The following is a 12,005-nucleotide window of genomic DNA, read 5'->3' on the forward strand; positions in this document are numbered from 1 at the left end:
CCCTTGCCGGGGTGTACCCTCACACCATGAAACCCTCCGATTCGGACCATTCGCTTCGGCCGGTTTCGTACATCATCCTGGGAATGCTCGCGACCGCGGGTCCCATGACCTCGTACGAGCTGGAACACAACGCACGGATCTCCGTCGGGTTCTTCTGGCCCTTCCCGCACTCGCAGCTCTACGCCGAGCCCAGGAAACTGGAGGAGGCGGGGCTGGTGGACGTGGCCCCCGAGGAGGGCGGGCGACGCCGCCGGGTCTACTCGATCACGGAGGACGGGCTCCGCGCCTTGCGCGGCTGGTTGCAACGACCCGCTGATGCCGCGCAGACGCGGGATCCCGCGCTCCTGCAACTGTTCTTCGCCGACGCGGACCCGGCCATCGTCGGTCCCCTCGCGAGACGGGAGGCGGCTGAACTGGAATCCAGACTGGAGTTCCTGGAACGGGATGATCTTGGTGGGGACCGTCCCCACCACCGCATGGTGCTTGCCTGGGGGCGGGCGCAGACCCGCAGCAACCTGGAGTTCTGGCGGAGCATTGCTGAGGAGGTGGAATGAAGAACTGGTTGCGGTCACACCCCTTGGGCGGTTACATCGCCCTCGCCTACGCGGGTTCCTGGATCCTGTGGCTGCCCGCCCTGTTGGGGCGGAAAAACCTGGGGTTGCTGATCTACGAACTCCCCGTGGCGGCGAGCGTCGTGTTGAATCAACTCGCCCTGTTGGCCGGGCCCTTCCTGGCTTCCTTGGTGATGACCCGGTTGATAACCGGGTCGCTCAAGATCTGGACGGCCTCCCTGCTGCGTTGGCGGGTGCCGCCGGTGGCCTATCTGCTGGCCCTGGTGGCGGTCCCGGCGGCCGTGATTGCGGTCCTGGCGATTCTGCCGGACGAAACAGCGAGCGGACCCGAACTCACCGGCCCCGCCCTGGTCATCGCCCCTCTGGTGATGGGGGTGGCGTACCTGATCGGCGGGCCGCTCCAGGAGGAGGTGGGGTGGCGGGGCTTCGCGCTGCCCAGACTGCAGAAACGCACCTCACCGGTCCCGGCCGCCGTGATCCTCGGGATCGTCTGGGGAGGCTGGCACCTGCCCCTGTTCCTGATCGCGGAATGGGAGACCCCGCACCAGGATGTGGGTGACCTGTTTGCCTTCCTCGCGTTCACGGTTGCGGCGTCGATCGTCCTGTCCTGGATCACCAACACGGCACACGGATCCGTTCTCCTCGCGATCCTCGCCCACAACGCGATCAACTGGGCGTTGAGTGTGTGGGAGAAGGCGACCGGCCAGAAGGTGACGAGCCTGTGGCCGGCGGTGCTGGGACTGGCCGTTCTGGCGGTGATCGCCATTGCCGTGACCCGGGGCCGGCTGGGGTACCGGAGTTCTCAGTGATCCCAGAGAGCGGAAACGGGCATGCTCCAGAAACCGGGTCCCATCCTCACGGTCCTGGGATGCATGTTCAAGACGATGCCCCCGCGGAAACGGTCGCCGATCCGGTCCTTGAGTTTCTTCAGGTGCGTGAAGTGTTCCGATCTCGGTGTCTGGGTGGCCTTGACCTCCAATCCCCAGACACGCCCGTCCGCCAGTTCGGCGATGATGTCGATTTCACCGCCCATGGAGTCGCGGTAGTGGCTCAGTGTGAAGTCGGAATCCGACCATCCCTGCTGCTTCAACAACTCGGTCACCACGAAGCTTTCCAGCAGCCCTCCCATGTGTGGGCTGTCCAGAGCGGTGAGACGTTCGGACGTGGCCCCCAGCATATGCGCGGCGAGCCCGACGTCCCGGATGCCGGCTTTCGGTTTCCCGGTGACCCGTTTCAAGGAGTTGTTGGTCCAAGGGGGCAGCAGATAAGTCAGGTAGAGACGGGACAGCGCGTCCAGGTAGAGGGTGACGGTGGAAGCCGGAAGATCCGCGTTCGATGCCAGGTGTGATTTCACGAGCTCGCCTCCTTGGCGGGCGGCGATCACTCTGAGGACGGTGGACAGCCGTTCGGGCTGGTTGGTCGCGATTGCGTCGCGGGCATCACGCTGGACCGCCTGGGTGAGGTAGGAGTTGAACCACAGGCGACGAGAACGCGCGGTGAGTTCCTGCACTTCGGGGAAACCTCCCCGGACGAGGAGCTCGGCGTAATCGGCCCGGGACAGCACCGATTCCCGGCCGTGCTCGAGGCCGCCCGCATCCAGGTGTGAGATGAAATCGTCCTGCTCGCTGCGCAACTCGCCCTGCGAGAATCCCTCAAGATTCATCAGGATGGCGCGTCCCGCCAAGGAATCCGGAGTTCTCTCCAGGCGAAGCAGGTCGGCGGAACCGGTCAGCAGGAAACGTCCGGGGCGACGGTCTCGGTCGATGCTCGCCTTGATCTCCAACAGAAGTTCTGGATACCGCTGCAGTTCATCGATCACCAAGGTCTGCGAGCCGGGGGAGGTGACGAATCCGATCGGATCCTCCCGCGCGCTGCTCAGTGTGACAGCATCGTCCAGGGTCGTGTACCTGGCGTGCGGCAGATCGAGCAGATGCGTGAGAGTGGATTTCCCGACCTGGCGTGCGCCCAGCAGCATCATCGCAGGGAAAGCTCGCATCGCCTCGTCGGCGAGGGGTTTCAGGTGGCGGTCCCGGATGTGCATGGGAACGATATTACGCGCGGCATTGTGGTTCTGCACCTGATTCGTTGTGGTTCTGCACCCGAGTCGTTGTGGTTCTGCACCCGAGTCGTTGTGGTTCTGCAGTCGTTTCCTCGTGGTTCTGCAGGTCAGGCGGAGCGGGCCGGGTGGGTCGCCAACAGCTCGGCCAGGCTCATCGAGTCGCGGCCCGCCAGCCCCTTCAGCTGGGTCTGGCAGCTGAAACCGTCGGCCAGGACTATGGCCTCCGGGTTGGCCGTCACCGCGGGCCCGAGGTCGTGTTCGAAGACCTTCACGCTCACCTCGTGGTGGCCGATCTCGACGCCGAAGTTCCCGGCCAGCCCACAGCAGCCACCCACCTGCACCAGCTCCGCTCCCGTCGCCTTCAACAGGGCCTGGTCCGCCTGCCATCCGATCACGGAGGCGTGGTGGCAGTGGGGCTGGGCGACGATGGTGTGCCCGGACAGATCCGGGGGCAGAAAATCGGGATCCTTGGCCAGGAACTCCGCAAGGGTCAGGACCTTCCCTCTCAACGCCTTCACGTTGGTGTCCCCGGGCAGCAACTCGGGAGCGTCGGAACGCCACACGCTGGTGCAGCTCGGCTCCACCCCGACGATCGGAATGTGCTGCTCGACGAACGGCGCCAGCACGGCGGCGGCGTGCCTGAGCTGGCGGCGGGCGCCGTCCAGCTGGCCGGTCGAGATCCAGGTCAGGCCACAGCAGGCCTTCTCGTCCAGCGCCCGGGGTTCGTAGCCGAGACGGGTCAGGACCTGCACCACCGCGGCGAAGGAGTTCGACTCGAAGCAGTCGCTGAACGAATCCACCCAGATCAGGACGGGTCCCTTGTCCCCACCCTTCGGCAGTGCGGTGCGGCGGCGGGCGGAACGCGATGCGAAACGCGGGATCTGCCGCCGCCCGTCGACCCCGGCGGCCCATTTCATCAGGCTCCCCAACCCGGGGGCGCCACCGACGATGTTGATGAGCGGCCCGATGCCGGGGAGTTTCGTGATGAGACGTCCCCAGCGCGGCAACCAGCCCAGGGAGTAGTGGTTGCGGGGTCGCAGCCGTCCCTTGAGGCGCTCGTGGGTGACGCGCGACTTGTAGGCGGCCATGTCGATTCCCGTGGGGCAGTCGCGGGAGCAGCCCTTGCAGGACAGGCACAGGTCGAGGGCCTCGGCCACTTCACGTGAACGCCAGCCCCCAGTGATGAGGGAACCGTTGACCATTTCCTGCAACGCCCTGGCCCGGCCCCGTGTGGAGTCCTTCTCGTCGCGGGTGGCCTGATAACTCGGGCACATCACCCCGCCGGTCGATGTGGTCTCGGACAGGCACTTGCCGACCCCTGAGCACTGGTGCACCCGGGCCACGAACTCGGGATCCTCCAGGTTCAGGGGGGACACGGTTGCCGCCACCATCCGGAGGTTGGAGTCGGTGGGTTCGGGATCTACCAGCACACCCGGGTTGAGCAGGTTCTCGGGGTCGAACAGGTGCTTGACCGCGCCGAACAGTTTCAGTGCCTCGGGGGAGTACATCCGTGGCAGCAGCTCCGAACGGGCGCGCCCGTCGCCGTGCTCGCCGGACATCGAACCGCCGTGGGAGGCAACCATCTCGGCGGCCTCCAGCATGAAGGCGCGATACCGGGCCCGGCCGTCGGGAGCCTCGAAGGGGAAGTCGATGCGTGCGTGGACACAGCCGTCACCGAAGTGCCCGTAGGGCAGCGAGTGCAGGCCGTGCCGGGCCAGGAGGGCCTCGAAGTCGCGCAGGTAATCACCCAGGTGTTCCGGGGGCACGGCCGCGTCCTCCCAGCTCCCGTAGGCGGGTTTGTCCAGCGACACCCCGGCCAGCCCGGCCCCGTCGGCCCGCAGCTTCCACAACGACGCGGCCTGCTCCTGATCCTCGACGATCCACCCGGCCCGGGTGTCGGCCTCGGCGAGGAGCGCCTCGGCGCGGTCTCGGATCTCCAGGGGATCCTCACCGGCCAGTTCGACGAACATCCAGCCCTCGCCCGCGGGCAGCCGGCCGACGGAATCGGCGCCCCGTTTGCGGATCACCACGTCCACGATGCGCCGGTCCAGCCCCTCGCAGGCGGTGGGGCGGAACTTCAGCAGCCGGGAGATGTCATCCCCGGCGCGATCCATCGACGGGTAGCCGAGCGCCACCATGAGGCGATGCGAGGGGTCGGGGGTCAGACGCACCGTGGCCCGGGTGATGATCCCCAGGGTGCCCTCGGTTCCCGCGAAGAACTTCGCCACGTCGAATTTCTTCTCGGGCAGCAGGTGTTCCAGCGAATAACCGGAGACCTGCCGGGAGAACCGGCCGAACTCGGTGCGGATCACACCCAGATTGGCCATCACCAGGGAACGCAGCTCGGGGAAGTCGTCGCGACCCAGGACCCGCAGCTGGCCGTGGCCGTCGATGATCTCCAGTTCCACCACGTTGTCGGACATGCGGCCGTAACCGAGGGCACGTGGCCCGCAGGCGTTGTTCCCGATCATCCCGCCGACGGTGCAGCGCGACGAGGTGGACGGGTCCGGGCCAAGCCTCAGAGAGTGGGGGGCGGCTGCTTGCTGGAGGGCTTCCTGCACCACCCCCGGGTCGATCACGGCGGTGCGGGTTCGCTCATCGACGACGTGGATGCGGTTCAGGTGTTTGGAGACGTCTATCACGAGGCCCGCTCCGACCGCGTTGCCCGCGCACGAAGTGCCCGCGCCGCGCACGGTGACGGGGAGACGGCAGTCCAGGGCCGCCCGCACGAGCGCGATCAACTGGTCACGGTTCTCGGGGCGGGCAACCACCAGGGGGGGGACCCGGTAGAGGGAGGCATCGGAGGAGTAGATGCCGCGGGTGAGAGCTGAGTCGTCCAGCAGGCGTGTCAGGTCGCCGAGTCGGTCACGAAGCAGCTCGACTGGATTCACGAATGATCATCGTAGTCCGGAACCGCCAGGATGGCGTCGCAGGCACGACCCAAGGCCTTCAGGTCCCCGGGTTCGATGGCATCTATCAGGATTCGGCGCACCGCCGCCACGTGTCCGGGGGCGACCTGCGTCAGGAAGTCCATGCCCTCCGGTGTCAGCGAGGCCAGTACCCCCCGCCCGTCGTCGGTGCAATTGGTGCGTTCCGCGTGTCCCCTGACCTCAAGACGTTTAACGGTGTGCGTCAAGCGGGAACGGGACTGGCTGACCGCGTGGGCCAGCTCGCTCATCCGTAACTGTTGGTCCGGGGCCTCCGAGAGCGTAACGAGTATCTCGTATTCCGCCAGGTCCAGACCGGCCAGCCGTAGGTCCGCATCAAGATAACTCTGTATGCGATGAGTGGCGCGCAGGCAGGCGCGCCAGATTCGCTGCTGATCGTCGTTCAACCATTCAACCTTGGTCACAGTTCGCAATCCTAACCATGGGGGTGGTTCTTCCAGGGCCAGTTGTGTAAAGAACTCCACGATTCGGTTAGGCTCGCAAGGCCATGTCTCTTAGGAGTGTTGATGAGTCTTCAGGAAGAACTGCTCAGCTTTGCCAGTTCGGTTGGCGACATGTTCCGGCGTCGAGTGGCCGAGACCCCCGAAGGGCTGGCCTTCCTCGACCCTGACCGGGCGCCGGAGGGGCCAAACCAGTGGACCCGGTACACATGGGCGGAGTCGCGGCTGCTGGTGGACCGGCTCGCGGCCGGGCTGCTGGCCCGGGGACTGGAGCGTGAACAGCGGGTGGGAATAATCTCCACCACCAGGCTCGAGTGGATCCTGCTCGACTTGGCAGTGGCCTGCGCGGCGGGCGCCACCACGACGGTCTACCCGAACACCGCGACGGGAGACGTGGACTTCATCCTGGGTGATGCGGGAACCTGCATCGTGGTGGTCGAGGACGCGACCCAGCTCGCGAAGGTGGAGGCCAGCCCCGCCCTGAAGGAGGCCATCCACACCATCATCGTCATCGACACCGCCCACGTGGAGTTGAACGACCGGGTCATCTCCTACACGCAGCTGCAGCTGCTCGGCGCGGACCTGTTGAAACAAAACCCCGGGGCCGTCGACGAGGCCATCGCATCCACCGACCACGACACCCTCTCCACCCTCATCTACACCTCCGGCACGACAGGTCAGCCGAAGGGGGTTCGGCTCAACCACGCCTCCTGGGTCTACGAGGGCTCGGGAACCAAGTACTGGAAGATCATCGACGAATCCGACCTGCAGTACCTGTGGCTGCCGCTCAGCCACGTCTTCGGGAAGGCGCTGATCGCCTGCCAGATCGCCTACGGGTTCGCCTCCGCCGTGGATGGGCGGATCGACCGGATCGTCGACGGCCTGGGCGAGGTCAAACCGACGTTCATGTGCGGCGCTCCCCGCATCTTCGAGAAGGTGCGGGCCGCAGTCATGACCGCCAACACGGGCCTGAAGGAGCGGATCTCCCGCTGGGCCTTCGCCGTGGGGCGTGACTCCCGCAGCTACCGGATGTCCGGGCGTCCGATGCCCGGTTCCCTGGCGCTGAAGTACCGGCTGGCCGATGCCCTGGTGTTCTCCAAGCTCAAGGCGAAACTCGGGGGGCGGATCAAGTTCATGATCTCCGGTTCGGCGAAGCTCTCCGCCCAGGTGCAGGAGTGGTTCTATTCGGCTGGGCTGCTGATCGTCGAGGGCTACGGTTCCACGGAAACCTCCGCGATCGCCTTCCTGAACAATCCCGCCGAGCCGCGTTTCGGATCGGTGGGCAAGGTGATGCCCGGAATCGAGACGAAACTGGCCGAGGACGGGGAGGTGCTGCTGCGCGGACCCATCATCACCCCCGGGTACCACAACCTGCCGGACATCACGGCGGAGGTGTTCGGCGACGGCTGGTACCACACCGGTGACCTGGGGGAGTTCGACGCCGAGGGCAACCTGACCATCACCGACCGCAAGAAGGATCTGTTCAAGACCTCGGGCGGCAAGTACATCGCCCCGCAGAAGGTAGAGGGCGCGATCACCGCGAACATTCCCTACATCTCGCAGGTCATCGCGGTGGGGGATGGGCGCAAGTACTGCTCCGCGCTGCTGGTGCTCGACCCGATCCTGCTCCGGACCTGGGCGGAGAAACGCCAGCTCGGGCACCTGAGCTACGCAGAACTCAGCCAGCGACCCGAGATCCGGGCCTCGATCGAGAAACAGATGGCGAAGGCCAACTCGCGTCTCGAACGCTGGGAGACCGTGAAGCGGTTCGCGATCCTCGATCACGAACTCACGGTGGACAACGACGGGGTCACTCCGAACATGAAGATCCGCCGCGCGGCGGTGACGAAACGCTACAGCGACATCGTCGACTCCCTCTACGACGCGGAGGGATGACGTGTTCCGCACCACGATCGCGCTGCGCTGGTCCGATCTTGATGCCCAGGGACATGTCAACAACGCCGTCATCGCCGACTACCTCCAGGAGGCGAGAACCGCGTTCTTCCGGGCGGGGCCCTGTTCCGGGCTGCTCGATTCCGGGGTCGTGGTGGTCGGTCACCGGATCAGCTACCTGGCGCCGATCACCTACTCGGACGCCGGGATCGGCGCGGAGGTGGCGATCTCCCGGCTGGGCGGCGCCCGGTTCGACGTGGCCTACGCCCTCTTCCAGGACGCGACTCCGGTGGCCAGGGCCCGGACGGTGCTTTGCCCGTTCGACTTCGGGACCCAGCAGCCGGCCCGCCTCGCCCTGACCGACCGGGAATGGCTGGCCGAGCACCGGGCAGAGGTGGAACCCATGCCCCACATCGAAGTTCCGGATCTCGGCAGGAACGGGTCGGTGACGCCCTGCCCGGTGCGCTGGTCGGACCTGGACTCCTACGGACATGTCAACAACGTCAAGGTCCTCGACTATCTGATGCAGGCCCGGATAGCCGCCACCACCTCGTGGAGCCCCGCGATGGCCCGTTCCGGAACCCGGAAGGCCCGGCTGAACTGGCTGATCGCCCGGCAGGACATCGACTACATCAACCAGATCACCCACAGGCTGGACCCGTACGCGGTGCGCACCGCACCTGCGGCGCTCGGCCGCACCTCCGTGACCCTCGTGGCCGAAATCTTCAATCCCGATGACGGCACCACCTTCGCTCGTGGCCGCACCGTCCTGGTCGCCGCGGACGGGGAGGGGAAACCCGTGGAACTGCCCGACGAGGTGCGCAAGGACCTGTCGGAGCGGCTGATCGATTGAGACCTCACGGCGGCCGGCCCGCGCCGGGTCAGCGCCCGGTGGCTCGACGGGCCGGCCTGCTCACAGCTCCTGGACCAGGGGGAGGGAGGGGATCAGAGCGGGCGCCAACGCCTCGAGGGTGGCCGCGCGGGGCGATGTGCGGGGCCACACCAGAGCGATGTCCCGGCTGGGCGCGGGAGAGGCGATCCGGCGCAACGCCAGCCCGGGGGCAGGCGAGACGGGGGGCAGGACCGTCATGGCCGGTAGCAGGCTGAGGCCGCCACCGGATGCGATCATGTGACGCATGGTCTCGAGACTGGTGGCGCGGTAGTCCTTCCGCAGCCGAACCTGGTGCTCGGAGGCCCACAGCTGCACCTGGCCTCCCAGGCAGTGCCCCTCGTCCAGGACCAGCAGCTCGTGCTCGGCCACGCGGCCCGGCGGGATTGGGGGGCTCCCCAGGGGGTCATCGCCCGTCCCATCCATCAGCGGATGCCCGGTGGGGGTGGCCAGGACGAACTCCTCACGGAAGAGGGGGCGCGCCTCCAGGTGGGGGTCATCGATGGGCATGGCGATCAGCGCGGCGTCCAGCCCGCCCGAGCGCAGCATCCTCACCAGCTGTTGGGTTTTCTCCTCGGTCAGCAGCAGCCGAAGATTCGGGAAACGCTTCCCGGCCCGGGGCAGGACGTGGGGCAGCAGATACGGGCCGAGGGTGGGGAAAACCCCCAGCCGCAGCTGGGTGGTGGCGCCCGTCGCCTCCTGGGCGATCACCCGGATCGCCTCGGCCTCGGCCAGTACCACCCGTGCCCGTTCCACCACCCGCTGACCGGTTGGGGTCAGCGCCGGGCGGGATGCGGCGCGGTCGATCAGGACGACTCCGAGCTGTTCCTCGAGTTTGCGGAGCTGGACCGACAGGGTCGGCTGCGAGACACCACAGGCGGTGGCCGCCGAGCGGAAACTCCGCTGGTCGGCCACCGCCACGAGGTATTCCAGATCCCTCAGGTTCATGCCGGGGTGGTGGTAGCGGCGGGGGTTTCCGCCTCTTCCCGCGAACGGATGAGGTGATCGAAGGCGGACAGCGCCGCCGTGGCCCCGGAGCCCAGCGAGATGACGATCTGCTTGTAGGGGGTGTTGGCGCAGTCGCCGGCGGCGAAAACCCCGGGCAGGGAGGTGGCGCCGCGCTGATCGATGACGATCTCGCCCGCGCGGTTGCGTTCGATCACGCCGTCCAGCCAGCCGGTGCCGGGCAGGAGTCCGATCTGGACGAAGACCCCCTCCAGTTCCAGGCGCCGCACCTGTCCGGAGGTGCGGTCCTCGATGTCCAGGCCGGTCACCTGGGAGCCGTCACCGACGACCTCCACCACCCGCGTCGAGGTCAGGACGTCGACGTTGGGCAGGGAACGCAGCGTGTTCACCAGCACGGCATCGGCCTTGAGGACATCGAGGAACTCCACCACCGTCACGTGCGAGGCGACCTGCGCCAGGTCGATGGCGGCCTCGATGCCCGAGTTGCCGCCACCGATCACCGCGACCGGCTTGCCCTTGAACAGGGGACCGTCGCAGTGCGGGCAGAAGGTCACGCCCTTGTTCCGGTACTCCTCCTCGCCGGGAACACCCATGGTCCGGTAGTGGGCGCCCGTGGCCAGGACGACGCTGCGGGCGCGCAGCGTCCCGCCGCCCTCGAAGTCGACTGCGATCAATCCGTCCTCGCCGGCCGGGTGCAGCGCCGAGGCCTTCACGCCCGTGGTGATGTCCACGTCGTGGGCGCGGACGTGTTCCTCCAGGGCGGCCCCGAGCCGCGGACCCTCGGTTCGGGGTACCGAGATGAAGTTCTCGATGGCCATGGTGTCGAGGACCTGCCCGCCGAATCGCGCGGCGACCAGGCCGGTGCGCAGCGCCTTGCGGGCGGAGTAGATGGCTGCCGTCGCCCCCGCGGGGCCTCCTCCGACGACCAGGACCTCGAACGGGTCCTTCGCGTCAAGGGCCTCGGCGATGCGCGCACCGGCCCCGGAGTCGAGGCGGGCGACGAAGTCCGCGACATCCATGCGACCCTGGCCGAACAGCTGCCCGTCCTTGTAGATCGCGGGGACCGCCTTGATGCCGAGCGACTCCACCTCGTCCTTGAAGGCGCCACCCTCGACCGCCACGTGACGGATCCTCGGGTTGATGACGCTCATGGTGTTGAGGGCCTGAACCACGGTCGGGCAGTTCTGGCAGGTCAGCGACATGTAGGTGACGAATTCTCCCCCCTCGAGCTGGCGCACCGCCTCGGCGGTCTCCTCGTCCAGGCGGGGGGCGTGGCCACCGACCTGGACCAGGGCGAGCACCAGTGAGGAGAACTCGTGTCCCATGGGCAGTCCCGCGAACCGAACCTCGACCTCGGTGCCGGCGCGCCGGATCGCGAAGGAGGGGGTGCGGGGGTTGGATTCCTCGACGACGCTCACGAGGGGGCTGAGGGCCGCGATCTCGTCGAGGAGTTCACGCATCCTGGTGGAGGCGGGGGAGTCGTCGAGCGAGGCGGCGAGCGAGGCGGCGAGCTCGATCGGGAGCGAGACGAGCTCCAGGTACTTCTTGAGCTGCGCGGTGGCGTTGGCGTCCAGCACTGTGTGGTTTCTCCTTACCGCTGTCTCAGATCTTGCCGACCAGGTCGAAGGACGGGGTGAGGGTCTCCTCGCCCTCCTCCCACTTGGCGGGGCAGACCTCACCGGGGTGGTTGCGGACGTACTGGGCGGCCTTGACCTTGCGGAGCAGCTCGGTGGCGTTGCGGCCCACGCCCTCGGGGGTGGTCTCGATGTACTGGATGATGCCGTCGGGGTCGATGAGGTAGGTGGAGCGGTCGGCCAGGCCGGAATCGGGGCGGGCGTTGTCGAAGTTGTTGGTGATCACGCCGTTGACGTCACCGAGCATCGCGAACTCGAGGGTGCCGATCTCGGGGGAGGTCTCGTGCCACGCCTTGTGGACGAAGTGGGAGTCACGGCTCACCGAGTAGACCTCGACGCCCAGGGACTGGAGCTCGGCGTAGATGCCCTGGAGGTCTGCCAGTTCGGTCGGGCACACGAAGGTGAAATCGGCGGGGTAGAAGAAGACGATGTTCCACTTGCCCTGGAAGTCATCGCTGGAGACATCCACGAAGGCCCCGGAGCGGTAGGCGGTCGTGGCGAAGGGTTTGATCTGGGTGTTGATCAAGGACATTGCTGGCACCTTTCGTCGGTCAATCAGGACGATAGGAACTATATATCAAAAGAGCTAGATGTGCATGATTTT

The 12,005-nt window shown here is 66.9% G+C and carries 10 protein-coding genes; 4 read left to right on the plus strand and 6 right to left on the minus strand.

Going from position 1 to position 12,005, the window contains the following annotated elements:
* Positions 1–26: 26 nt before the first annotated feature.
* Both ACO6D6_RS07425 and ACO6D6_RS07430 read left to right on the plus strand, forming a co-directional pair.
* Complete coding sequence (locus tag ACO6D6_RS07425; protein WP_484784553.1) at positions 27–554, plus strand: PadR family transcriptional regulator; 528 nt, start codon at positions 27–29, stop codon at positions 552–554.
* Complete coding sequence (locus tag ACO6D6_RS07430; RefSeq protein ID WP_484784554.1) at positions 551–1,381, plus strand: CPBP family intramembrane glutamic endopeptidase; 831 nt, start codon at positions 551–553, stop codon at positions 1,379–1,381. Before ACO6D6_RS07425 ends, ACO6D6_RS07430 begins: the two co-directional genes overlap by 4 nt.
* On the opposite strand, the gene ACO6D6_RS07435 is transcribed toward ACO6D6_RS07430, so the two are convergent.
* From ACO6D6_RS07435 to ACO6D6_RS07445, 3 genes are all read right to left on the minus strand, one after another.
* Complete coding sequence (locus ACO6D6_RS07435; RefSeq protein WP_484784555.1) at positions 1,375–2,613, minus strand: ATP-binding protein; 1,239 nt, start codon at positions 2,611–2,613, stop codon at positions 1,375–1,377. The genes ACO6D6_RS07430 and ACO6D6_RS07435 overlap by 7 nt on opposite strands.
* Positions 2,614–2,738: 125 nt before the next feature.
* On the minus strand, positions 2,739–5,522 hold the full coding sequence (locus ACO6D6_RS07440) for an FAD-binding and (Fe-S)-binding domain-containing protein (protein ID WP_484784557.1): 2,784 nt from the start codon (positions 5,520–5,522) through the stop codon (positions 2,739–2,741).
* Positions 5,519–5,983, minus strand: coding sequence for a MarR family winged helix-turn-helix transcriptional regulator (locus ACO6D6_RS07445; RefSeq protein WP_484784558.1), 465 nt, complete (start codon positions 5,981–5,983; stop codon positions 5,519–5,521). The genes ACO6D6_RS07440 and ACO6D6_RS07445 overlap by 4 nt, the downstream gene beginning before the upstream one ends.
* Positions 5,984–6,085: 102 nt before the next feature.
* Between ACO6D6_RS07445 and ACO6D6_RS07450 the strand changes: the two genes are divergently transcribed.
* Both ACO6D6_RS07450 and ACO6D6_RS07455 read left to right on the plus strand, forming a co-directional pair.
* The gene (locus ACO6D6_RS07450) at positions 6,086–7,915 is read left to right on the plus strand and encodes an AMP-dependent synthetase/ligase (protein ID WP_484784560.1); all 1,830 of its coding nucleotides are present in this window, start codon (positions 6,086–6,088) and stop codon (positions 7,913–7,915) included.
* Position 7,916: 1 nt separating this feature from the next.
* Entirely contained in the window at positions 7,917–8,765 is an 849-nt protein-coding gene (locus ACO6D6_RS07455; protein WP_484784561.1) for an acyl-CoA thioesterase, read from the plus strand.
* Positions 8,766–8,825: 60 nt separating this feature from the next.
* On the opposite strand, the gene ACO6D6_RS07460 is transcribed toward ACO6D6_RS07455, so the two are convergent.
* From ACO6D6_RS07460 to ahpC, 3 genes are read right to left on the minus strand one after another with little or no spacing between them, the layout of a single operon-like run.
* Complete coding sequence (locus tag ACO6D6_RS07460) at positions 8,826–9,749, minus strand: LysR substrate-binding domain-containing protein (protein WP_484784563.1); 924 nt, start codon at positions 9,747–9,749, stop codon at positions 8,826–8,828.
* Complete coding sequence (gene ahpF / locus ACO6D6_RS07465) at positions 9,746–11,344, minus strand: alkyl hydroperoxide reductase subunit F (RefSeq protein WP_484784565.1); 1,599 nt, start codon at positions 11,342–11,344, stop codon at positions 9,746–9,748. The genes ACO6D6_RS07460 and ahpF overlap by 4 nt, the downstream gene beginning before the upstream one ends.
* 25 nt (positions 11,345–11,369) lie before the next feature.
* On the minus strand, positions 11,370–11,933 hold the full coding sequence (ahpC, locus tag ACO6D6_RS07470; RefSeq protein ID WP_484784566.1) for an alkyl hydroperoxide reductase subunit C: 564 nt from the start codon (positions 11,931–11,933) through the stop codon (positions 11,370–11,372).
* Positions 11,934–12,005: the final 72 nt, after the last annotated feature.

The sequence above is a fragment of the Arachnia sp. genome, assembly GCF_057238465.1.

Excerpts from the sequence above, each read along its gene's own strand:
- ahpC (WP_484784566.1), bottom strand. The coding sequence starts at position 11,933 with ATGTCCTTGATCAACACCCAGATCAAACCCTTCGCCACGACCGCCTAC.
- ACO6D6_RS07430 (WP_484784554.1), top strand. The coding sequence starts at position 551 with ATGAAGAACTGGTTGCGGTCACACCCCTTGGGCGGTTACATCGCCCTC.
- ACO6D6_RS07450 (WP_484784560.1), top strand. The coding sequence starts at position 6,086 with ATGAGTCTTCAGGAAGAACTGCTCAGCTTTGCCAGTTCGGTTGGCGAC.
- ACO6D6_RS07460 (WP_484784563.1), bottom strand. The coding sequence starts at position 9,749 with ATGAACCTGAGGGATCTGGAATACCTCGTGGCGGTGGCCGACCAGCGG.
- ACO6D6_RS07425 (WP_484784553.1), top strand. The coding sequence starts at position 27 with ATGAAACCCTCCGATTCGGACCATTCGCTTCGGCCGGTTTCGTACATC.
- ACO6D6_RS07435 (WP_484784555.1), bottom strand. The coding sequence starts at position 2,613 with ATGCACATCCGGGACCGCCACCTGAAACCCCTCGCCGACGAGGCGATG.